Below are 23,541 nucleotides of genomic sequence, written 5' to 3' on the forward strand. Positions count from 1 at the left end.
AGGACCCGCGTGACTCGCACTAACATGCGGTGTCATGAGTTCCGTCCGTTACCAATCCCTTGGTCCCCTGCTGGCCGGGGAAGGCTCACGTGCCTTCCTCGGACTCGCCCTGGAGGACGGCGCGTCTCCCCGTCCCGTGGTGCTCATCTGGGCACCGCAAGATGTCGTGCAGAACCCCGAGCTGAAGGCGACCCTGCGTCGCGAGACAGCTCGCGCGCTCGTCTTCGAGCATCCGCACATCCTCCGTGTCCACGCCCTGGCCGAGCAGGACGGCGGCCTGGCCCGCGTCACCGAGTTCGCCGACGGCGAGCCCCTGCGTCGCCTGCTGGAGGCCCACCCCCGCCTGCCGCCGCACTTCGCGGCGCTCGTCGTGGCGGATGCCGCCGTGGGTCTGCACTACGCGCACGTCGCCGGCAATGACGACGGCACGCCCTTCGTGCACGGTGACGTCCGGCCCGAGACGCTGATGATCTCCTTCGGCGGTCTGACGAAGGTGACGGGCTACGGCGCGCTCGGCGTGGCTCCGCGTGAGCGCGGTGGCAAGCGCGTGAAGAACCGGCGTTTGTACAGCGCGCCCGAGCAACTCCTCGGTGGACGCGATGCGGTCAACGTCCAGTCGGACGTGTTCCTCCTGGGACTCGTGCTGCACGAGTGCCTCTCCGGGAAGATTCCCTTCAAGGATGCCGCGGACCCGGACAAGGCCGTGCTCACGCGCTCGCTGCCGCCCATGGCGCAGGATGTGCCGCTGAAGCTGGACGCGGTGCTGCGCCGGGCGACGGCGAAGCGGGCCAAGGAGCGGTATCCGACGGCGCTCGCGTTCCGCGAGGCCGTGGTCGAGGCCGTCGGCTCGCTGCCCACGCATGCGGAGTTCTCGGAGTTCCTGTCGAAGTACTTCCCGCCCGAGAGCGAGGCTCGCGCGGCGCGGCGGCGGGTGATTGAAGCGGGCATCGCCGAGGTGATGCAGAAGGCTGGCATCTCTCCGCCCGCCGTGGCGGAGTTCCTCGCGCGCGGCGCCCTGCCCCCGGGATTGATGCCCGCGAAGTGGCCGGAGTTGCCGGGACAGTTGCATGCCTCGGGCGCGTCCGATGGTTCGGGTGCGCAGGCTGGAAGTGGCTCGGCGGCCGGTGGCAACGCGCAGGCGGCCTCGGCTGCGGGCATCACGGGGCAGTCCGGCTCCGGTTCAGCGGGGGCCCAGACGCAGTCCGGTGCGGGTGGCCACGCGCAGAGTGGCGCGGGTGCACAGACTCAGTCCGGTGCAGGTGGCCAGGCGCAGTCCGGCGCGGGCGCTCAGTCGCATTCAAGCGCACAGACTCAGTCCAATACTGGTGGCCCGTCTCAGGCTGGCGCAGGCACACAGGCCCACTCCGGCGCGGGCACACAACATCAGTCCGGTGCAGGCACTCAGGCCCCTTCAGGCTCAGGCGCACAGACTCAGTCCGGCGCGGGCGCCCCTGCGCAGGCTGGTGCAGGCGCACAGGCCCACTCCGGCGCGGGCGCACAGACTCAGTCCGGCGCGGGCACTCAGGCGCATCCCGGCGCCACGGGCACGGGGGCCTCAGCAGGAGCCGCTGTGCCCACCGGCACGATGGGCACGGGAGCACACGCGCCCCCCACGACGCCTCCCGCCGCGCAGAAGCAGTCGCGCACCTGGATGGCCTTCGTGGGCGTTGGTCTGGCGCTCACGGTAGGCGCGGGGGCCGTCGTGCTCAGCCGGCTGCCCTCCAACATCGAGTCCGAGCTCGAGGACGCGGGCGTCACCGACGCGCTGCCCGTCGACGCCGGCGTGACGCTGGATGCGGGCCCCGTGGACGCCGGCATTCCCATGGGCACGCTCGACGTCACCGTGGACCCGCGCGTGGAGGTCTCGATTCCTGGCCAGTACCTGGGCCGCACACCGGTCTCCGCGGCCGTGCCCGCGGGCCGTCACGTGCTGACGCTCAGCAACCCGGTGCTCGGCATCCAGACGACACGGGTCATCACCGTGCCAGCGGGTGGCCGTTCCTCGCAGCAGATCTTCCTCAACAAGGGCTTCGCGAACGTACGCGCCCCGGAGGGCGCCATCGTCACGGTGGATGGCCGGCTCATCGGTGCCGCGCCCATTGAGGAACTGGACCTGTACGAAGGCACGCACCAGCTCCTGGTCATCGTGAACAGCTCCCGGTGGCAGAAGACGTTCAAGGTGGAGCCGGGCCAGCGCGTCACCTTCGACGTCAACTTCGAGAAGCCCGAAGAGGAGTAACCGGGGTGGCAATCTCCGCGGCGTGAACACTCGTTTCACGCCGCGGTTGCGGTGCCTTCGGGGCGCGACCACACTCCCGCGCCCATGAACACCCCCGCCACGGAGTTCGACATCATCGTCTGGGGCGCCACCGGCTTCACCGGGCGCCTGGTCGCCGAATATCTCGCCAGGACCCAGGACAGCCACCGCGCGCGGTGGGCCCTGGCGGGGCGCGACCTCGGCAAGCTGGAGAAGGTCCGGCAGGGGCTGGCGGCGATTGCGCCCTCCTTCGCGGAGCTGCCGCTGCTCGTCGCGGACGCGCGCGACGCCACGTCACTGGATGCCCTGGTCCCTCGCACCCGCGTGGTCTGCACCACGGTGGGCCCTTACGCACGTTACGGCAGCGACCTCGTCGCCGCGTGTGTCCGGGCTGGCGTCAGCTACTGCGACCTGACGGGTGAAGTGCAGTGGATGCGGCGGATGATTGACGCCCACCACGAGCAGGCGCGTCAGAGCGGCGCACGCATCGTCCACACCTGTGGCTTCGACTCGATTCCGTCGGACCTGGGCGTGTTGATGATGCAGGAACACATGCGGGAGCGCCACGGCGGCCACCTGGACGCCCTTCGCCTCTACATGGGCCCCATGCGTGGTGGCGCCAGTGGCGGCACGGCGGCCAGCATGGTGCAGGCCCTGGAGGAAGCTTCGACGGACCGCTCGGTGCGGCGAATCATGGCCCACCCGCATGCGCTGGACCCCGTCCCAGGACGCTGGCCGCCCGAGTCCAAGGACGAGTTGGGCGTCCACTACAGCCAGGAGTTGGGCCAGTGGACCGGCCCGTTCTTCATGGCGACCGTGAACACGCGCGTCGTCCGGCGCAGCAACGCGCTGCTCGGCCACCCCTGGGGGGAGCGCTTCCGTTACACGGAGGTCGCCAGCTATGGCGCCGGGCCCAAGGGCCTGCTGCGCGCCACGGGCGTCACCGTGGGCCTGGGAGGTGTTGTCGCCGCGATGCAGGTGAAGCCCCTGCGCACGCTGCTGGAGAAGAAGGTCCTGCCCGCGCCGGGTGAAGGCCCGTCTCCGGAGGCCCGGGAGAAAGGCTTCTTCGTCGCGCAGCTTCGCGGCGAAGGCAACTCTCCCCACACCTGCAAGCAGGTGCGGCTGAAGGGCAAGGTCGCGGCGCAGGGAGACCCGGGCTACGCGGCCACGTCGCGGATGCTCGCCGAGTCCGCGCTGTGCCTCGCCTTCGACGACAATCCGACCACGGGCGGCGTGCTCACCCCGGCCTCCGCCATGGGCATGCGGCTGGTGGAGCGGCTGCGCCGCGCGGGCATGACGTTCCAGGTGGAGGAGCTGTCCATCTGAAGCCATTCCGCAACGAGCGCGCGACGTCCTACGCGCTCTTGCGGCGCCGCATCATCGCCTCGTACGAGCGGCCCACGCTCTGCGAGAGGATGAGCAACTCGCCCACGTCGGGCGGAGTGAGCTGGTCCGGGCCGTTGTCCACGTAGAGCAGGTGCACGACCTTGCCGCGCACCAGCAGCGGGAGGATGACGGCCGTCTTCGGGAACCCGTCACCCAGCAGCTTGTAGAACACGCCCATGGCCGCATCGCGGCGGACGGGCCCGATGTAGTGCGAGCGCGTGTCCCGCACGAGCCGGAAGGTGCTCTGCTCCCGCAGCGGCACGCCGATGCGGCGCACCACCGCGTCGCGAACGCCCGTCCCCATGCCATGCCAGCCCGTCACGAGGCTGCCCTGCACCGACAGCAGCAGGTTCCGCTTCCACTTGCCCAGCGCGAAGCGCAGCACCGTGCGCGCCACGTCCTCGCGGTCCGAGCTGCGCGCCAGCTCCGCCTGCGCTTCCGCGAAGGTCAGCGGCGTCGGCGGCGGCTCCGGTGCGCGCGGCACCTGCACAGGGAGCGGCGTGCCGCCCAGCTCGGGCGCCGGAGGCGGCACAGCCGGCTGCACCATCTGCGGCGGAACGACGATGGCCTGAGGCGGCGGCGGCGGAGCCACGGGCGCCTGCGGCCGGACCGTCGCGGGCGGAGGCACGGGCGCCACCGGCTCGGGCGCGGCCTCCAGCACCTCCACGCCGGTGATGATCTCCTCCTCGCCCATGTCCCCGTCGTAGTCGGCGCCACCGCGCAGGGCGGAGGCGTAGACGGACTGGAACTCCTCCTCGCTCATCAAATCTGGCGGCGTCTCCGCGGCCTTGGCCAGCTCGGCCTGCGAGCCCGCTGAGGGACGAGGCCGCACCGCGTTCATGTCAATGGCGCGCAGCGGCCGGAACGCCTTGCAATAGCGGCGCAGCAGCTGGTTCATCCGGAACTCGGGGATGACCACCGCCACCACGCGCTTGCCCGTCTTGAAGGCAATCCCGTCCAGCGTCGCGAAGTCGTGCGGGTTCACGACGGCGATGCTCAGCCGCGTCGCGTCCACCCGCATGGGCAGGTACTCCTTGTCGTCCGCGTGGTTCGAGGAGACCAGCTCCATCGCCTTGGGGTCCGGAACCATCTCCCCGGACGCGAACGCGCTGTTGTGGACCTTCCCCAGCGTCTTCGCCAGGTCCACCTCCGACAGCAGGCCCAGCTCCACCAGGTTCGTTCCCAGCCGCCCGCCATGCACCACCTGGGCCTCGAGCGCTTCTTCGAGTCCCTCGACGGTGACGAGACCATCCTTCAGGAGCTGTTCACCCAGGCGCATGGGGCCGCTTGTAGCCGTGCCCCGTCCCGCTCCGCAAGCACACCCGCACCCGTGGGACGGTGCGCCTAGTCCTCCGGGTGATGACTGAGCGCCACGCGGTTGCCTTCGGGGTCCCGGACGTACACCGACCACCGCGTCTCGTGTTCCAGCGGCACACCCGCGCGGGTGAAGGTGTCGACCACCTCCGCTCGAGCAGCCTTCGAGATCCGGAACGCCAGCAGCAGGAGGCCCGGCGCCTCATGGCGGAAGGGAGTGGAGACGAGCTCGCCGTCCGCCGCCTCGATGGCCAGGAAGCCGCCCCCAGGCACGCCCACCCAGATGCTCCGCAGGGAGCCGTCCGGGCGGAGATGACGGGTCAACTCCGGAAAGCCCAGCAGGTCTCTGTAGAAGCCGGTGACACACTCGATGTCCCGCGCCTGGATGGCCACGTGGTGGAAGCCCTGAACGTCCATGACGTGGATGCTATGGTCTGCGCGCCCATGGCGCGACTGCTCATCGTCGAAGACAACCACGAGTTGGCCTCCCTCATCGTCGCCCTGGCGCAAAGCCGGGGACACGACGCGAAGGCCGCGGCCACTGGCGAGGCCGCGCTGGAGTCCCTTGGCCCCGGACAACACTGGGACGCGGCCCTGGTGGACCTGCTGCTCCCGGACATCCGGGGCAGCGAGGTGCTGGCCGCGCTGCGTGCCCATGGCATCCCCGCCATCGCCGTCAGCGGTGTGTACAAAGGGGACCGTTTCGCCCAGGAGGCCGTGCAGGTCCACGGCGCCCGGACCTTCTTCGAGAAGCCGTTCGAGCTCATCACCGTCATGGAGGCCCTGGAGCAGGCCGGTGGCGTTGCACCTCAACCCCGCGCTCCCCCGCCCATCGCGGAGAGCGTGCTGCTGGACGAGCTGCTCGATGCCGAGGACCTCATCGTGCTGGAAGAGTTCCCCCCTGAGTCCGGCGACGCCGCCGAGCCCCTGCAGGTCGTCCCCAGTACGGACCCGTTGCCAGAGCCCGCGGACGCGGAGCACGCCCTCCCCCTGCCCTTCGGCAGGCGCGAGCAGGTATGGAGCGAAAGCACCGCGCCTTCGACTCCGCCGCCGCCCAAGCGCGCGCTGCCCGAGTGGTCCCTGGGCGGCGTCCTGGGGGACGCCACCGTCGCGCGGCTGCTCAACGCCTATTACGAGGCCCGCCACCACGGCGAGCTGAAGCTTCAGCAGGGCCAGGTGCTCAAGGTCGTCTACTTCGAGTCCGGCCGCGTCGTGTACGCCGCGTCCAACCTCGCCGCCGAGCGCTTCGGCCGCTTCTGCATCCGCCAGGGAGTGCTGCCCGAGGCCCGGCTCGCCGAGGTCACCGCCTTCGCGAAGGAGCACGGCCTGCGCACCGGCGAGGCCCTGCTGCGCATGGGCCTGATGGACGCGGCCCAGCGAAAGCAGCTGCTGGTGGAGCAGGTGAAGGAAATCATCTGGTCCACCTTCACGTGGAAGGACGGCGGCTTCGGCTTCAGTGCCATGCGCCCCCGCCGCACGGACCTGGTGAAGCTGTCCGTCTTCCCCGGTGACCTGGTGCTGGAGGGCGTGGCGAAGACGGAGACGCTGGTGACGCTGCGTCAGCACATGCCGCGCTCGCGCCGGCTGTTCCCCACCGCCGATGCGCCCTACGGCCTGCACGAGCTGAAGCTCGAAGGGGCCCAGGCCCTGGTGCTGGCGTATGCGGACGGCAGCAAGACGGTGGAGGACCTGCTCGCCCTCACCGACCTGCCGGAGCGGCAGACGCTGGCCACGCTGCGGGGACTGGAGCTCCTCGGTGTACTGGAGGAGCGGCCCGACACGCCGAGCCGCCGTCACCGCATCAGCTTCGGGCTGTAACCGCCGCCCTACTTCCGGCGGCGCAGCACCCGCGCCAGCGCCGCCAGCCCGAAGACGGCGGCGCCCGAACCACCTCCCGAGCAGCCGCATCCCGACGTCGGAGGCGGCACCGAGGCATCCCCCGAAACGGGCACGCCGTTGAGGGTCATCTCCCCGCCCAGCCGCGGCGTGGACAGCAGCGGCGAGCGGCCCACGTACGTCAGCGTCCGCGTGCCCTGCGCGGGCAGCCGGATGTCCTCCACCCGGAAGCCACCGTTCATCGCTTGCGCCTCCACCGCGACGCCGTCCAGCTTCACGCTGCCGGGCACCCACTCCAACCCGTCCACGCTCTCCAGGTAGCGGAGGCCACCGACCTCGCATTCGGAGGTGTTGCGCAGCTCCACCACCACGCCCACCAGCCCCTTCTCCGACGCCGTGGGCGACTCCATCGCGTGACGCACGTCCACGAAGCGCTCGGAGGTGATTGGCAGCACGTAATCCGTGGTCGCGGTGTTGCTGCCGCCCGCGTCGGCGAGGACGCGCAGGGTGATGGCCTGGCCCACCAGCGCCTCCAGCCCTGTCTCTTGCGTGCTCACCGTGACGCTCGAGCCCGCCAGGGAGACCTCTGACAGCGCGGGCCCCGCCACCTGCGACCAGGAGATGGCCACGTCGCCGCAGGCATTGGCTGGAATCGTCTGCGTCAGCGTGGCGCTCGCGCCTTCGCCACAGCGTGCCACCAGCGCCCCGGCTTCGAGCTCTCCCAGCCGCGCCGGCAGGGGCTGGTTGGGAATCTCCGCCTGGGCACGGCCACCCTCTCGCACCGGCCCCTCACTGTCATCGAAGAGCTCGCCGCGCACGCGGTAGGACTCGACGGTGCAGGACTGCGGGAGCGCGGGGCGCCACGTCCCGGGTACCGGCACCACCGCCGAGTCCAGTGCCTCGCCGCCCAGTGTCTCCAGGAACATCCGCGCCTTCAGCGTGCGCGCGTCCACGCAGTTCAGCGACGTGTCCAGGGCGATGTCCACGTGCCCTTCGCCCGACGGCACCACGCCCAGCTCCAGGCTGCCCGTGGCCACGTCCTCCAGGGAAGGTTCCACCCGAACGCGGAGCTCGGCGTCAGCGCTGTCCTGCGTGCCACCGCCGGTGACGGGAATCCGATTCCTGGCGGTGAGGGCCAGCGTCCCGTGCGCGCACTCCGCGGCCTCGACGCGCAGGCGCTCGCTCGACACCGGCGAGTCCAACGTGACAGCCGCTCCGCCTGCGGTCCTCAAGGTGACACCGTCGGGAATGCCCGAACCGGAAGCGCTCAGCCGCCACTCCGTGTCCACGGTCGGCAATCCGGGCGTCCCCTCGCAGGTGTGCAGCGCATCGGGGACCACATCCACGTTGGCCCCTGGACCCGACGTGAGCGTCCGCTCCCAGCCCGAGGCGAAGGGCACCAACGGCCGGCCCCAGGGCGCGACGTCCACGGTGAAGATGGCGACGGCGCTGGACGTCAGGCCACCTTCGTCCACGCCACGGACCTCGTACGCGTAGCTGGCACCCGACGCCTGGCACAGCACCTCCGGCGGCGTGAAGGTCGCGTGGGCGCCGCCATCGGTGGAGAGCGGCGGTGCGCCCGACTGTCCCGAGACGGGAGACCAGACGTAGCGCACCGCCGGACAGGCCTCCATCGCCGGCTGCGCGGTGAACACCCGCGACGCGCCCGACGCGGTGGTCGACTCCCGTGAGGGCACCACCGTGGGGCGCGCGGGCCCTTGGGTGTTCACCACCCGGTAGGCCACCGTGGACTGCACATCGTGGGACGCGAGCCCGTCCGAGGCGTAGACCCGCAGGAGCCCCTCTTCGTCCCTGCAGACGGGCCGCTGCGGAACGAGCGTCACGTCGAGCTGGTCGGGGTGCTCGACGATGTTGACGCCAATCAGGTCGGAGCCCGGCGCTGACGAGGCATCCACCGACACGCGCACCGCATCGAAGTCGGCGTCGGTGGCAGTGAACCGGGCCGTCGCCGTCCCCGTTTCGTTCACCACGATGGGCGAGGGCCCCACGTCCAGCACGGGGGCGTGGGCATTGAAGTACGTCACGACGTTGAAGCCCGGCTGGTCCAGGATGAACAGGCAGAACGAGGAGCCGATGCACGACACCTCGAGCGGCGTCGCCTGCGAAGCGCCCGGAAGCGCCGAGCCCTCGAAGGCCGGGTGGAACCGCCACTGAGTCCCCGCGTTGTCCGCGCTGCTCGCGGGCACGGCCCCCAGCACCACTGGCTCCCCGTTGGTCCCCACGCCCACCGCGAGGCCGAAGCCCTCGCCATGGACGCTGCCGTTGCCCGTGTTCACGTCCACCGAGGTGATGCTGACGGGCATGCTGTCGGGCAACATCACGGTGGAGAAGGTCGTCCCGGCCGGGTCCAGCTGTCCGCGGAACAGGCCGTCCGAATTGCCGAACAACGCGATGGGATACGGCCCGCTTCCGGCGAAGAGGTCCACCGTGCGCGGGGACTGGCTGGTCAGCAGCGGCGGCACGACCATCTGCGCCTGACGCCTGTCCCGCGTGTACCAGAGGAACTCCGTCCGGGAGACGCCGGTGACACTGAAGAGCGCATGGGGCGCGCCATCCGATGTCTCCACCACGCCCAGCACGTCCGTGGAGGACAGGAGGCCCGCGTCGACGCTCAGCTGCGTCCAGGGGGTGGGGCCTGCGAGCCCCGCTGACGCCGTCAGCAGTGAGAGTCCACCGTCGGAGAGGGCCACCGCGGCATAGCCCGTACCAGACGGGGTGTGCTTCACCCGCCGGATACCCACCACGGTGTTCACCGGGTCCGGGGGGATGATGTTTCCAGCCGCACGGCAGTTCTGGTGACTGATGACGTCACCCGGGCGCACGACGACGGCGAAGCAGCCCATCGGAGACAGGAACGTGCCGAAGACGTCGCTGTGCAGGAAGACGGCGGACTGGATGCCGTTCTCGTACAGCTCCGTCTGCGTCGAGGTGCTCACCGAGTAGCTGCCCGGAGCGAAGACGTCCACCGTGCGGGCGATGCCCGGCACCTCCGTCACGTCCCATTCGGCGCGTGCCGCGGTGGCCACACCCAGGCAGAGGCTGATGATGACGAGGGGACGCACGGCTTGCTCCTAGTAGGCCACTTCGGCTCGCAGATAGAGCCGGTCCTGATTGTCCGACGAGTCGGGGGACAAACCCAAGCCGCTGAAGCCCAGGAGTGTGTACCCGGTGGCCAAGCGCAGCCGTTCATCGACCCGATAGGCGACTTCCGCACGGAGCGCGGTCAGCCGCTCGCCTTCGGGAGACGCCGTTCGCCGTGCCAGCTCGGCCCCCAGCTCCAGACCGCCCACGATTCGTACCGCGGGACGGATGGTGCCCGTCCACACCCAACGCCCCGAGTCCTCCGCCCGGGTGTGCCCCGCATGCAGACCCGCCGCCACGGAGAGCCGGTCGCCCAGGCGCACCGCCGGCAAGAGGGAGAGGGTCTGCAAGGCCCGGTCTCCAAAGGCGGACCGGACGCCGGGCAACAGCTCGCGGGTGATGCCGTAACGCGCCACCACCAGCCAGGGCCCCGGCCGCCACGCCACCGCGGCGTAGCCTTCCACCAGCCGCGTCTCCAGCACGTCCGCGTTGACGGTGCGCGCGAAGTCCACCCGCCCGGAGGCCGTCACGTCCTCCAGCAACTGCGCCTGCGCGGCCAGTGCCACCACCGCCTGCAGGCGGTCCACCGCGGTGGCCGCGCCTCGCTCCGGCGTGCCCTCCTCCCGGCGAAGCTCCACACGCCCGTCCAGCCGCAAGCGCGCCAGGACGAGCTGCCCGAAGACACCGCCCGCCTCGCGCCGCAGCGGGCTGTCCACGTCCAACAGGCTGCGCACGCCGCGCTCGTAGCGCGCGCCCACGCTGAAACCGCCCGTCACCAGTTGCTGGAAGCCCACGGCGCGAGCCAGCCGCACGGCCGTCGCGTCGTGCGAGCCCACATCCTCCACGAAGAGCGCGGTGCCACTCTCGGGCAGCTCCGTGCGGGCGCCCGTCAGCGTCCGTCCCGCGCCGAAGTCAGGGCCGTCCACGTCGACGGAGTATCCGCCGTAGAACACGTCCTGGCCCCGCCGCGACTCGACGTTGGCCCACGCCCGGGGGCCCAGCTCCGGCCCCCAGCCTCCGAACACCCCTGCGCGCGTGGTCCGGTCCACCTCGACATCCACGCCCGCGGACGTGAAGGTGTCATCGAAGCGTCCGGGCCCTTCGCCATGCAGGGCCAGGGCCTGACGGTGCGCGGCGCGGAGCTGAAGCCGCTCGAACACCCGCAGCGAGCCCGCCACACCCGCGGAGGTGCGACCACCGAAGAGCGTGGGCCCCACGCCCGCCACCCGCGCCGCGTTCAACCGCGAGTCGCGAACCTCCGCGCGCACGCCCCAGCGCGACTCCTCCCAACCAACACCCGCGGCCAGGACGCGAGCGGAGAACGGGCTGTCCACGAAGGGTTCACGCGGGTCAGCCGAGCGCCGCTCGTCCGCCAGCAACGTCAACCGGAGCCGGCCCAACGGCTGACTCACACGGAGTGACGACTGCCGGAAGCGCGCCGCGTCGGTATGCGCGCCATCGGAGAAGCCCCGCCCGCGCAGGCGGAACGCCGCGTCCACGGAGCCCTCGCCGTGAAGCCCGGGGCCTGAGAGCTGGAGACTCACGGCCTCCGCGCCGCTGCCCATGTCCGGTAGGGGACGGATGAAGCTGAGGCCACCGTCATCCGAGACGCCGAAGAACGAAGCATCCATGGCGGTGCCACGGCTGGACGCGACTTCCGCCGCCATGCGGTAACCACCGAGCGCCGTGCTCGCGCGTCCCGTGTAGAGCGTGTACGGCCGTCCCTCCCGGCCCTCGCGTACCGCGCCCAGTCCCAGCCGCGAGCCGCGCCACTCGCCCCACACCTCACCGCCCGCCGTGTCGCCCGCGTCCGCGTTCCGCAGCGCGGCGTAGTCCACCACCAGCACCGGCTCGGGTGACTCCGTGGGCGCGCTGGTCCGCAGCCAGGCTTCGCCCGCGAGGAAGGAGAGCGGACGCGCCAGGAGGATGCGGCCGGCGAAGTAGTCGATGTCGTAGTCGATGCCGCGAATGAGGTGCCGCTCGCCCAGCGGCAGACCGGTGACGCCATCCCGCAGCTCCACGCGCACCAACTCGGAGCCCTCCGCCACCGATGCCGCGCCCAGGTAGTAAAGGCTTCCGCCCGTGGCGCGCAGTTCCTCGTGCGCGGGCACCGCGGACACCTGCCGCACCGGGTCCGTCAGGCTCCCGCCAAACGCCTTCACGCCCACGCGCGCCGCCTCCTCGCCGGCATGAACCTCCGCGTAGGGGCCGAAGAGCGGACGGTGATAACGGCCCACCTCACGGTCGTGAAGCTGCGCGCGATAGGTGCCCAGGCCCGCGCGGCCGTGCTCCGCGTGGCGCGCCTCAAACCGAAGACGTGCCTCCGAGGCATTGGGCGTCAGTGACACCGAGTCGTCGCCCCACTCCGCGGGCGCGAGGTCCGGGTCGGCGGCGCGGTCGAAGCGCTCCGGCATGCGCGGGCGGAGCCAGTCCGGCAGGCTGGCACCGTTCAGCGTGCGGCCATCCGTGTCGCGCAGGTCCAGCTCGCCCACCAGATCCACCGCGCCCAGCCGGAGCTCCGCGTGAGCAGAGCCTCGTCCCCGCAGCTGCACGTCGCCATTTCGCGGCGCATAGGTGGCCTCCAGGTCCAGCAGGCCCACGGCGAAGGGGCGTACCGCGGCGGCAATCTCCAGCGTCTCGTCACGAGGCGGAGCATCCGGCAGCGACAACCGCACGGGCACCTGGTTGCGCCCCGGGGACAGCACCACCAGGACATCCACACGGCCTTCGGGCCCCACCACGACTTCGCCCTCGGGCGTGCGGACGCGCGTACCCACGGGCGCCTCGACCTGCACGCGGGAGGCACCACTGGCCGCGGGCGCGTCACGGCCCGCGGGCATCTGGAGTGTGGCGAGGGGCAGCATCGGTCTGGGGGCCACCAGCCAGCCGCCGTCACGCGGCACCACGTCCACGCGCTGGCGGTACAGGCGCACCGTGCCCTGGGCCCCCGTGGCGGTGATGGAGAGTTGGTTCTCTCCCGCGACGAGCGGCACCTGCGCCTGCCATGCGCCCTTCGCGTCCACCTGGGCCGCCACACCCGACACGGTGACGGCGTCGCCCGTGGAGGCCTGTCCTGCGACACGGAAGCGCACGACGCCCTGCCCTGGCGCGACTTCCGCCATGGGCGGTGCCTCGGTAAAGGAGAGCCGCACGGGCGCGGCTTCCACCGGGATGCTGCGCACGGCGAAGTCCTGGAGGACGACGGCGCCCCAAGGAACCTCGACCGTCGCCGCCTCCGGGCTGACCCGGCTGGAGACCGGCAACGAGCGCGTATCCACCTTCAACCGCTGACGCCCTGGCCGCAGGTGCAGCCCACCCACCGCATCCGGCACGCGGGCATCGACGCCGGTGATGTGGAAGCGGCCCCGGGCGTCCGTGCGGACATCGCGGCCGGTGGTGAGCACCAACCGCACGTCTGGCAGGCCCGGCTCCTCCGCGCCGCACAGCCCATCGCCGTCCACGTCCTGGCACACCCGGCCCGCGATGGTGGAGGCCTGCGACGGTGTGTCCTGCGACAGCGCCTGCGCCCAGGTGCTCAGCGGCACCAGCATCGCGGCGGCGAACAGGCAGGCCAACATGCGCATCATGGGCGCACCTCGGCCAACGCCGTGACGCCCGTGGCGACATCCGCGACGGAGACACTCACCGGTCCCAGCGCTCGCACCGTGAAGGATGTGCGCCCCTCCTCCACCCGCTCTTCGGCTCGCTCACCACCTGTCAGCGAGACGAACACCTCGCGCCCGGTCAGCACCTTCCCGTTCGCGTCCTCCACCCAGTACGTCACCCGAGTCCCGCTCACCGTGAGCCGCACGTTCACTGGAATCTCAGGTGCCAGTCGCACGCGCTGGGACGCGGCGGACGACACCAGCGGGCGCTCCAACGGAAACACAGGCCCCTCCGAGCCCAACACGTGAACCGTCCGCGTCAGGCCCGTCCACACACCGTGCGAAATCTCCAGCGTCCCCGGGCGCGCGGGCCCCAAGCGCACCGCGCCGTCCGTGCCCGTCGTCACCTCGCGGCCATCCACACGCAGCGGCTGTCCCGGCACCGGCAGACCCGCCAGGTCGGACACGCCCGCGTACAGCTCGCCCTCGGCCCGCCACACGGTGATGCGCGCCGGCTCATTGCCCGAAGGCCCCCACGCGCGGGCACGCAGGTCCACGTCCGTCGCTTCCCCCGTGGCCGGCGGCGCCCAGGCGCTGACAAAGGTCCCCGGCCGCGGCTCCTCCACCGGAGCGAAGGTCCCCACCGGTGCGCTCAGCTCCACCGTCGCACCCGGCCGGGGACGGTCGAAGGCATCCCGCGCCGTCACTTCCACACGCGTGCGAGCCCCGTGGTGAACCAGCGCTTCACCCAGTTCGAGGCGGGTCGTCGCGACGGGCCCCTGCACCAACTCCAGCGCCGGAGACTCGCGCGAGCCAGGTCCTCGCTGGGGCCACGCGACTTCGATGTGCTCATCGCTCACCAACTTCCGCGGCGCGGTGTAGCGCCACTCCAGCAATCCTCCCGGCGCGCGCGCGGGGCCGCGCAAGGTGCCGTGGCGGACCTGCGTCGTGACGCGTGCATCGTCCACGGGCTGGCCCATGGCATCACTCGTCGCGCAGACCAGCCGGGCCTGGGACACGCCGTCCGCGGGGAGGCGCTGCGGCTGAAGCACACAGGCCAGGCCATCGGTGGGCGGCAACCGCAGGTCAATGGGCATCCGTCGCACGTTGCCCACCTTGTCCACCACCCGCCCCTGCCCGATGCGATGTCCGGGCGGGACGATGATGGGCACCCGGAAGCGGCCGTCATGCCCGGCCACCGCCGGACCGAACGTCTGGCCCGCGATGTCGATGGCGATCTCGGCGTCGGGCTCCGTCGTTCCCGGAAGATTCACGGACGCGGCCAGCGGAACGAGCACGCGCCCGTAGGCCCCATGCACCGACTGCGGGCTGGGCCACGCGGAGAAGGCCACCAAGATGGCCACTTCGGGGTAACGCGTGTCCGGCAGGACGTAGCGCGCGCGATACGTGCCCGGCCCCGTCCGCTCCAGCCCTTCCACACGGCCCACGCTGACCCGCACCACGGGGGGCGCGCCGCTGTCATCCGGAGTGCCATCCGGCCGGACCAACCGGACGGTGAGCTGCGCCTCCGTGTCCTTGCCCTTCACGGGCGCGGGAGGCACCAGCGCCAACCGCACCTCGGCGGCCGGTGGCCCCAGCACGTAGCGCGCTTGGGCCGCCAGTCCATCCACGCTCGCGCGGACCACGACGTCACGCGCGCCCGGACGCGGCGTCACCATGAATGTGCGCAGCGGCGGTTCCGCGGTGTCCTCGCGCAGCTCCGCGCCGTCTGCCTGCACCGAAGGCTTCCCCATCGGAACCGGACGGCCCGCCGAATCCTTGCGCACGAGTGCCACGGGGAATCCATCCGGCGCCACGGCGGACGAAGGCCCGAGAATCTCGAGCGTGTCCGCCCAGGCCGGGGCACACAGCAGCAACAATCCGAAGAGGAGAAACCGGTTCAGGGCCGAGCCAGTCTACAGGGCGCGGTGGCTGTGCCGAAGCCCCTTCCGTATCCGCGCGCTCGGACGCAGCCAGCACGCCAACAACAGGATCACCCCGGAAAGCGTCAACGGCCCGCCGCCCGTGCTACAGCCCCGAAGCCCTGTGTCACGCACTGGCCCCTCGGGCACGAAGGTCACCGGCGACACCGCCGAGGACGCAGATGACACCGGCTTCAACGCATGCCCCGGAATGACGCGGGCCCCCGTGGATGTGTCCGCCACGGGCTGACACACGGAGGGGGGACCGTAGACGCGAAGCCGGAAGGCACTGCCGGGCTTGCCAGAGATGAGCGCCGCCAGCGAGTTGTCCCCATCCAGCGGCGCGCGCGTGGCCACCAGCGGCACCCCCTGCTTGAAGCGGGACGGGTCCACCAGCTCGCGGCCGTTGATCCACACCCAGCCCGCGGTGGTGTCCTCGCCGTTGTAGCCGTTGTCCACGCACAACACGCCCTCACCCGTGCCAGCGAACCCGAGCGCCACACCGTTGGGCTGGCCACTGGTGCGCGCCACCTCCAGTGCCGCCAGCAGCGGCCAGGTACCGGGCCGCGCGCAGACCTCCGCCGGGGATGGCGTGTCCACCGCCGCGAGCTTGCAGCCAGGCTTGTCATCCAACTTGAAGGTGAAGGCATGGACGTTGAAGTCGCCGTTCTCCGAGACGGTCCACACCACGCGCACCGAGCCATCCGCGTCCACGCTCAGGTCAGTGAGGCTCTCGTTCTCCGGTGTCTCGGTGATGGCGTAGAGCGTCTCGGTGCTCAAGTCGTAGAGCACGATGTCGAAGTCGTTCTTCACCGGGTCCCTGCGCTCGAAGGCAATCAGCGAACCGCTGATGCTGGGATTCGCGTCCATGCCCGGCAGCGCCAGCCGCTGCTCCGTGCCGCCATTGAGTGGCTTCCAGTAGATGTCCCGGTCCGTCACGCCATCGAGGGTCCGCGTGCTGGCGTAGACGGCGATGTCCCCGTTGGTGTCCGGCTGCGACTCCTCGCCCTCGCTTCCCGTCAGCGCTTGCGAGCTGAAGCCGTTGGCGCTCCGCCGCGCCTGCCAGATGTCGCAACGCAGGCCCTGCTCATCGCACTTGGCCCAGACCACTGTTGAGCCATCCGGCGACACCGCGGGCATGCGGTCCTGGAACGTGTCATCCGTGAGCCGGGTGAGCGAGCCCTGGTCCAGGTCATACACGGCGATCTCCGGCTGCGACGTCACGCCGGTGTAGCCGAAGTCCTGCCACGCCACCGTGCGGCCGCCAATCACCGCGGAGCGCCGGCTGCTGCCCGCTTCCGGTGCCAACTCACGAGGCGCCGCGTCCACGCCCACGTCGAACGTGTAGATGGCGCTCGAAGTACTCACGCGCGTGAAGACGATGGTGCCGTCCGAGATGTCCGACACGAAGTCGAACGCGCCCCCATTGGGGATGGCCGCGTCCACGGAGGTCCGCAGGTCGTGGTAGCGAATCTCGCTCGTGCCGCGGGACTCGTTCGTATAGGCGACCAGCGGTCCGCTGACGTGCGGGTCCGTCTGGTCACCCGGGCCGCCGGCCACCACGTGCAGGGTGCCCGTCAGGGTGCGGAGCTCCGGTGTGGAGGCGAAGGCGAGCGGGGAAAACAGGCAGCAACTCAGGGCCAGTGTCCGCAGCATCGGATAGGACCTCCCGGGGGTTCCGAAATGAAGACCCATGCCCCGCCCAAGGCGCAGTGGGCCCGGAACCCGTCCGGTGCTGACTTCCCACGGCGGTCACGGCCGGCCGTACTTCAGGCCCCGCGGCTTTGCGCACCTGGGCTTTCGCCCGGGATTGCCCTTGAACAGGAATGACTCCTCCCGGAAGTGTAGGGAGGCCCCTCGCTGTGGGTCAAGGCGAACACCCGCTCGCACCCACGGCTGCTGGGTCAGTCGTCGCCCGCCTGATTCCAGATGTTCTCGGTATCCGTCTTGAGCGGCGGCGGCGTGGTGTCAACGACGACGTCCTTGCTGTCCTTCTGTCGCATCCGCCCCACGCCATAGGCCTGGACATCGACGGTGTTGCGGCCTTCGCGAAGAACCACCTTTCGCTGGAAGTTTCCCTCCGCATCGGACTTGACGCTGACGCCATCCACCTCCACGCGGCTGCCCGGTGACGTCTGCCCGCGCACGACAAGCTCACGCTCGCGGCGGGTGCGCTCGGTGGGCCAGTCCACCTTGAGCAGGAGACTGGTGGGGATGGGCGACGGTTCCGACGGCGCCTGCCCCGGGCGGACGACGGCCTGCTGTCCCGCGCGGACGATGACGACCTTGCCCTGACCGAGCAGCGTCACCTCACCATCCCGCGTACCCACCGCCACGGTGCCGTCGCCGTTGTTGCTCATGGTGAAGGCACCGGCCTGCTGCAACGTGGCCTTGGCGTCCGCGTTCGCCGCCTTCACCTCGAAGGTGTGACGCTGCCCCGGCCGCACGACGGCGGTGGCCATACCGCGCGACAGGAGGATGCGGGAAAGCGACTCGGTCAGCTCGTCCACGGAAATCTCCGTGCCCGGGTCCATGTGCACTTCCACCGCCTCGCCGCCAATCAGCATGGCGTACGAACCGTCATCGGTGCGCACGCGCTCATCCCGGCGCAGCGCCATGCCCACCGTGGCCTCGCGCCATGAGCCGTCCGTGTTCTGCACCTCCACCTTGCCGGACACCTGCGTGAGCTCCAGCACCAGCGGCTTCTGCACCACGGGCGCCTCGACGACGGGCGGCGCGGCGGGAGGAGGCGGCGGCGGAGGTGGCGGGCGCAGGAAGACGAACCACCCCACTGGCAACGCCGCGAGAATCAGCACGAGGCCAATGAAGAAAGGCGCCTGACGGCGCGATGGGCGGGAATCAGCCATGGGCAGCCTCGTTAGCTATCACAGGCCCCCCGAGGGGCCTCACGCCTTCGGCAGCTTCACGGTGAAGCAACTGCCCTGCTCGACTTCCGAGCGGACTTCGATGCTCCCGCCCGCTTCCGTCACCACACGCCAGGCCACGCTGAGTCCCAACCCCACGTTGGACCACACGTCCTTCGTCGTGAAGAAGGGCTCGAAGATGCGCGGGCGGACGTCGGGGGCAATCCCCTTCCCCGTGTCCTCCACCTCCAGGAAGCCGAAGCCGTCGACTTCGCCCGTGCGCAGGGTGAGCCGCTTCTGGGGTGAGTTCAGCATCGCGGTGCGCGCGTTGGACACCAGCGCCAGCACCACCTGCGACAAGTGCCCCGGGTCGGCACGCACTCGCGCGAGCCCGTCTCCCAGCACGCTGGTGAGCGCCACGCCATCGCCGCGAAGCTGGTGCTCAGTGAGGCTGAGCGCGTCGCGCACCACCGCGTTGAGGTCCACCGGCCGCAGCTCCGCGCGCTCGCGCTGCTGGGAGAAGCGCAGCAGGTTCTGGGTGATTTCCTTGCAGCGCTTGGCGCTCTGCTCGATTTTCCGCAGCGACTCCAGATCCGGGTCGGCGGCGCCTCGGTCGAGCATCAGCAACTGCACGTTGCCGAGGATGCCCGCCAGCGGGTTGTTGATTTCGTGCGCCACGCCCGCGCCGAGCTGCCCCACCGCGGCAAGCTTCTGCGCCTCCACCAACTGCGCCTGGGCCGCCTTCAGGTCCGCGGTGGCCTCTTCCACGCGAACGCGCAAGTCGTCGTTCCAGCGCAGCATCCGGGCACGCGCCGCTTCCAGCTCCTCTCCCATCCGGTTGAAGGTGGTGGCCAGCTCGCTCAGTTCGTCCTGGCCGGAGACCTTCAAGCGCGTGTCCAGCTCGCCACGCCCGTAGGCCTCCGCGCCGCGCACCACCTCCGCCAGCCGCACGTTGAGGCGGCGCGTGAAGAGGGCTCCCAGCCCGAGCAGCACCAGGAAGGTGGCGCCAATGGACAGCAGCACCGTGCGCCGCATGCCGTGCACGGGCGCCAGCGCGGTGGACTCATCCACTTCCACCAGCACGTCGAAGCGCATGCCATGGGGCACGCGCGCCACGCTGACCCGCCGGGCCGGTGACTCCACGCGGAAGCTGCGCACCCGCTCTGTCAGCGGCACCGCCGGGGCCAACAGGTGCGCGCTCAGCGCTGGCGCCAGTGCCTGCCCCCGACGCTCCGGCGCGGTGCTGGCGAGCACGCGCCGCTCCTCGTCCACCAGGTCGATGCGCCCCAGCCCTTCGCCCAGGCGCCTGCGCAGCACCGCCTCCAGCGGATGGAGCACGACCTCCGCGACAGCGAAAGGCGCGCCGTCGCCATCCGCCAGCTTCACCGCCACGGCGACCGCCGAGCGCCCCTCGTCCGAGTGAACGTACGCGCTGCCCAGCGCCGCCTGGCCCTTGCCGCCGCCTCGCAGCGTCTGCACGGGAATGGAGCGCACCAGCCGGTCCAGGGACTCCGGAGCGAAGGCCGGGTGCCCGTCGATGGCCTGCGCACGGAAGACGGGCGCGCCCAGGGGACGGCCCTCCGCGTCCAGTTTGAGCACCGCGCTCACCGCGGGAGACTGGCCGTAAAGCAGCCGCAGCGCGCCCTGCGTCTCCGCGTCGCTCGCGGCCTGCCAGTCGATGAGCTCCGCCGAGCGGGCCAGCGCGTCCACCACCTCCATCATGGTGGCGCCCACGGACTCGGCGGTGGCGACCGCCTGCGCGCGCTGCTCCGCGTCGATTCGGGCGGCCAGCTCGGCCTCGGCGCGCGAAAGCAACAGGAAGCCGACCGCGGCCAGGGGAAGCACCGTCGCGGCGAGCATGAACAGGACGAGTTGCTGGTAGAGCCTCATCCGGCCACGGAGCGTACCACCCGCTCCTGGTCACTGCGCAGGAAGACGGAGCCCGCAATCGCCTTGGCGCGCTTCTTCATGTCCGCGGCGCGCCGCGCCAACTCCGCGTGGTCCTGCGTTCCGTCCGTCATCACCGCCACCACGGACACGCTCATGATGGGGAACTGCCGCTTCTCCCCGTAGCGGTCCTCCGCCTCGATGTGGCCGCGCTCCCGGTCCTGCCGGTCGTAATAGAGCGGGATGATGCGGTCGAACGTCTCGATGGCCTTCTGGCAGATGCGGTCCACCGACTCCGGCGAGGTGATGAAGACGAAGTCGTCACCGGCCACGTGTCCCAGGAAGTCACCGGGCGCGCCGTCCTGCGCGAACACCTCGCGCATCAGGTCGCCCGTCTGGCGCACCACGCCGTCCGCCTTCGCGAAGCCGTAGTAGTCGTTGTAGGCCTTGAGGTTGTCCAGGTCCAGGTAGCAGAAGGCGAAGGGCCTGCGCGTGGAGAGGCGCCGCTGCACCTCGCGCTCGATGGCGGTGGAGCCCGGCAGCTGCGTGGTGGGAGAGGCCGACAGCTCCTGCTCCTTGCGCCGCATCACGCTCTCCACGCGCGCCCCCAACTCCAGCGCGTCGAAGGGCTTGGTGAGGTAGTCGTCACCGCCCAGCTTGAGCGCGCGCACCTTGGAGGACGTCTCCGCGCGGGCGGAGATGAAGATGACGGAGATGTGGCCACCGGCGCTCTCCGCCTTGATCTCCTCCAGGAAGACGAAGCCGTCGCCGTCCGGCAGCGTCACGTCCAGCAGCACGACGTCCGGCCGGCGCTCGCGCAGGGAGCGGCGGCCCTCCTCGATGGAGCCCGCCAACGCCACGTCGAAGCCGATGTTCTCCAGCACCTCGCGGCAGATGGCGGCGATCTTCGTGTCGTCGTCCACCACCAGCACGCGGCCGTGCGCCGGGCCCTGGCGGCCGCGCACCAGCGAGTCCACCGTGGCCAGCAGCTTGTCCGGCGCCAACGGGCGCACCAGGAAGGCATCCGCGCCCGCGCGGAAGGCGCGCTGACGCTCGTCGAAGGCGGACGACACCAGCAGCGGCGCGCGGCGCGTCTCCGGGTCGTGCCGCAGGATTTCCGCCAGCCGCAGCCCGTCCACGTCCGGCAGGCGCACGGACACCATCACCGTGTCGGGGTCATACCGTCGCGCGGCGGCCAGGCCGTCCTCCGCGTTGAAGGCCAGCCGCACGTCGTAGCCCCGCCCGGTCATCAGCGCCTTCGCGATGAAGGCCACCTCGGGCTCACCATCGATGATCAGCACCCGGCCCCGGCTGTCCTGCCGGCGCGGGAGCTGGATGGCGTCCGCCACGTCGTCTCCCCGGCGCAGCTCTGGCGGCGGCTCGGTGGGCAGCACCACCATGAAGCGCACGCCGTCCGTACACGGCTCACACCAGATGCGGCCGCCGTGGGCCTCCACGATGTTGCGGCAGATGGCCAGGCCCAAACCGGTGCCTCGCACGGTGCGGTTGGCCTTGGTGCGCGCCTGCTCGAAGCGGTCGAAGATGCGCTCCAGGCTCTCCTCGGCGATGGGGTCTCCGCTGTTCCAGCAGGACACCACCACGTAGCCCGGCAGGCTGGAGGTGGCGTGGATCTCCACCCGCACCTCTCCGCCCTCCGGGGTGAACTTCACCGCGTTGTTGAGCAGGTTGTTGAGCACCTGGTCCAAGCGGTTCGGATCCGCCAGGACGCGCAGCGGATGGCGCGGCAGCACCGGCTTCACCATCACGCGCTTCTCGCCGAACGCCGGGCCGTACTTCTCCACCACGCGCTGGACCAGCTCGTCGAGGTACGACACCTCGAAGTTCATCCGCAGCCGGCCCTTGGCGAACTTCGACAGGTCCAGCAGGTCGTCCACGATGGCGTTGAGCTTCTCGGTGGAGTCCCGCGCCAGCGACAGGTAGCGGCGCTGCCGCTCGTTGATGTCGCCGGCCATGAAGTTGAGCACCAGGTCCAGCGCGCCGGAGATGGACGTCAGCGGCGTGCGCAGCTCGTGGCTCACCATGGAGACGAACTCGTCCTTGCGCTCCTCCAGGCGCTTCTGCTCGGTGATGTCGCGCAGCACCACGCACACGCCGCGCAGCGTGTTCCGCGCGTCCGTCACCGGCGTCACCGTGGTCTGGACGTGCCGGTCGAAGAGCTTCACCTCCTCGCGCAGCACCTGCCCGCCGCCGTACTCCCAGCCGCGCACCAGGTGGAAGGGCTGGAAGCCCAGGCGCTCCTCCATCAGCCGCGTCGTCTGCTCCTCGGGGTTCTCCCCCGCGTGCAGCAGCCGCCGCGCCGCCGGGTTCATCACCACGATGTCGTTCTTCTCGTCGGTGAGGACCACGCCGTCGGCCATGGACTCCACCATCCGCTCCATGCGGTGGCGGGCTTCCTCCTCCGCCGAGCGCAGGGACTGGATGGCGTCCGCCGTCTGGTTGGCGAGCACGTCCAGCAACACGCCGTCGTCCTCGGAGAAGGCGTCCGGCTTCTGGCTGAACAGCGACAGCATGCCCACCGGGCGCCCACCGGCGACCAGGTTCACCGTGAGCTGGCTGGGGTAGACGGACGGCGCCGCCGCGTCCTGGGTGGTGGTGCCCGCCACGCGGGTGATGACGCGGTCCTCGGGCAGCAGGAGGCCGCTGCTCTTGCGGTACGCGCCGAGCATGGACTCCTTCACGCCCAGCAGCGCCTTCTCCCCCACCATGCCCTGACAGCGCAGCCGCAGCGTCGCGCTGCGCGCCTCGTCCGGTGCGATGAGCGCCGCGCCGCAGTCGTACGGCAGCACGCGCGCCACGGCGATGAGCACTCGGTCGATGATGTTGTCGTAGCTGGCCGGATCATTCGCGCTGGCGCGGCTGACCTCGTACAGGACGAAGAGCGCCTCCACGCGCTGGTGGAGCTGGCGGATCAGCCGCTCCTTGTCCTTGCGCAGCTGCGTGTACTCCACCGCGTTCTTCACGGTGATGAGCAGGTCGTTCACGTCCCAGGGCTTGGTGATGTACCGGTACACCTGCCCCTGGTTGATGGCCGCGATGATGTCGTCCGGGTGCGTGTACCCCGTGAGCAGCAGCGCGGTGACGTCGAAGCCCTCCGCGCGCGCGGTGGCCACCAGCTCGATGCCCGTCATCTCGGGCATCCGCTGGTCGGTGATGAGGACGTCCACCGACTCCTTTCTCAGGATTTCCAGCGCGGCGGAACCGCTTCGGGCCGTGAGGACGCGGTACCGGCGCTGGAACATCCGCGTGAGGATGTCCAGGACGTCGGCCTCGTCGTCGACGAAGAGCAGCGTGTGGCGGAGCTCGGACAAAGCGGAGGAAGTGTACGTCGAGTTCGTCCCCCCACCTCA

General features: G+C 70.8%; 12 protein-coding genes. 3 read left to right on the forward strand and 9 right to left on the reverse strand.

The window, feature by feature from the left end; all coding sequences use genetic code 11:
• The first annotated feature begins 34 nt into the window (after positions 1-34).
• Both OZ403_RS23030 and OZ403_RS23035 read left to right on the forward strand, forming a co-directional pair.
• Positions 35-2,239: a protein kinase domain-containing protein gene (locus tag OZ403_RS23030; RefSeq protein ID WP_268781743.1), complete on the forward strand. Its 2,205-nt coding sequence runs from the start codon at positions 35-37 to the stop codon at positions 2,237-2,239.
• A gap of 84 nt (positions 2,240-2,323) precedes the next feature.
• A complete protein-coding gene (locus tag OZ403_RS23035; RefSeq protein ID WP_268781744.1) occupies positions 2,324-3,583 on the forward strand; it encodes a saccharopine dehydrogenase family protein in 1,260 nt (419 codons plus the stop codon).
• Between the two features lie 28 nt (positions 3,584-3,611).
• Here OZ403_RS23035 and OZ403_RS23040 read toward each other — a convergent pair whose 3' ends face one another.
• Positions 3,612-4,922: a general secretion pathway protein GspE gene (locus OZ403_RS23040; RefSeq protein WP_140875938.1), complete on the reverse strand. Its 1,311-nt coding sequence runs from the start codon at positions 4,920-4,922 to the stop codon at positions 3,612-3,614.
• Positions 4,923-4,987: 65 nt separating this feature from the next.
• Positions 4,988-5,374 (reverse strand): VOC family protein, encoded by a 387-nt coding sequence (locus OZ403_RS23045; protein WP_140793033.1) that lies wholly within the window; start codon positions 5,372-5,374, stop codon positions 4,988-4,990.
• A 12-nt stretch (positions 5,375-5,386) separates the two neighbouring features.
• Between OZ403_RS23045 and OZ403_RS23050 the strand changes: the two genes are divergently transcribed.
• A complete protein-coding gene (locus tag OZ403_RS23050; protein WP_268784898.1) occupies positions 5,387-6,775 on the forward strand; it encodes a response regulator in 1,389 nt (462 codons plus the stop codon).
• 8 nt (positions 6,776-6,783) lie between these two features.
• Here OZ403_RS23050 and OZ403_RS23055 read toward each other — a convergent pair whose 3' ends face one another.
• The 7 genes from OZ403_RS23055 to OZ403_RS23085 form a co-directional block, all read right to left on the reverse strand.
• Positions 6,784-9,876, reverse strand: coding sequence for an MYXO-CTERM sorting domain-containing protein (locus OZ403_RS23055; RefSeq protein WP_268781745.1), 3,093 nt, complete (start codon positions 9,874-9,876; stop codon positions 6,784-6,786).
• Positions 9,877-9,885: 9 nt separating this feature from the next.
• Entirely contained in the window at positions 9,886-13,482 is a 3,597-nt protein-coding gene (locus OZ403_RS23060) for a flagellar motor protein (protein WP_268781746.1), read from the reverse strand.
• Positions 13,479-15,380: a hypothetical protein gene (locus tag OZ403_RS23065; RefSeq protein WP_268781747.1), complete on the reverse strand. Its 1,902-nt coding sequence runs from the start codon at positions 15,378-15,380 to the stop codon at positions 13,479-13,481. Before OZ403_RS23065 ends, OZ403_RS23060 begins: the two co-directional genes overlap by 4 nt.
• Before the next feature lie 36 nt (positions 15,381-15,416).
• Positions 15,417-17,078: a TolB family protein gene (locus OZ403_RS23070; protein ID WP_268781748.1), complete on the reverse strand. Its 1,662-nt coding sequence runs from the start codon at positions 17,076-17,078 to the stop codon at positions 15,417-15,419.
• Between the two features lie 248 nt (positions 17,079-17,326).
• Complete coding sequence (locus OZ403_RS23075; protein ID WP_140875940.1) at positions 17,327-18,289, reverse strand: FecR domain-containing protein; 963 nt, start codon at positions 18,287-18,289, stop codon at positions 17,327-17,329.
• A gap of 39 nt (positions 18,290-18,328) precedes the next feature.
• A complete protein-coding gene (locus OZ403_RS23080) occupies positions 18,329-20,176 on the reverse strand; it encodes a sensor histidine kinase (RefSeq protein WP_268781749.1) in 1,848 nt (615 codons plus the stop codon).
• A complete protein-coding gene (locus OZ403_RS23085) occupies positions 20,173-23,502 on the reverse strand; it encodes a response regulator (RefSeq protein ID WP_140793045.1) in 3,330 nt (1,109 codons plus the stop codon). The genes OZ403_RS23080 and OZ403_RS23085 overlap by 4 nt, the downstream gene beginning before the upstream one ends.
• Positions 23,503-23,541: the final 39 nt, after the last annotated feature.

Source organism: Myxococcus sp. NMCA1 (genome assembly GCF_026810205.1).
GTDB lineage: Bacteria > Myxococcota > Myxococcia > Myxococcales > Myxococcaceae > Myxococcus > Myxococcus xanthus_A.

What these genes read in the sequence shown, in the direction of transcription:
- OZ403_RS23060 (WP_268781746.1), bottom strand. Translation starts at nt 13,482, where the DNA reads ATGATGCGCATGTTGGCCTGCCTGTTCGCCGCCGCGATGCTGGTGCCG.
- OZ403_RS23080 (WP_268781749.1), bottom strand. Translation starts at nt 20,176, where the DNA reads ATGAGGCTCTACCAGCAACTCGTCCTGTTCATGCTCGCCGCGACGGTG.
- OZ403_RS23040 (WP_140875938.1), bottom strand. Translation starts at nt 4,922, where the DNA reads ATGCGCCTGGGTGAACAGCTCCTGAAGGATGGTCTCGTCACCGTCGAG.
- OZ403_RS23075 (WP_140875940.1), bottom strand. Translation starts at nt 18,289, where the DNA reads ATGGCTGATTCCCGCCCATCGCGCCGTCAGGCGCCTTTCTTCATTGGC.
- OZ403_RS23045 (WP_140793033.1), bottom strand. Translation starts at nt 5,374, where the DNA reads ATGGACGTTCAGGGCTTCCACCACGTGGCCATCCAGGCGCGGGACATC.
- OZ403_RS23070 (WP_268781748.1), bottom strand. Translation starts at nt 17,078, where the DNA reads ATGCTGCGGACACTGGCCCTGAGTTGCTGCCTGTTTTCCCCGCTCGCC.
- OZ403_RS23050 (WP_268784898.1), top strand. Translation starts at nt 5,387, where the DNA reads ATGGTCTGCGCGCCCATGGCGCGACTGCTCATCGTCGAAGACAACCAC.
- OZ403_RS23035 (WP_268781744.1), top strand. Translation starts at nt 2,324, where the DNA reads ATGAACACCCCCGCCACGGAGTTCGACATCATCGTCTGGGGCGCCACC.
- OZ403_RS23030 (WP_268781743.1), top strand. Translation starts at nt 35, where the DNA reads ATGAGTTCCGTCCGTTACCAATCCCTTGGTCCCCTGCTGGCCGGGGAA.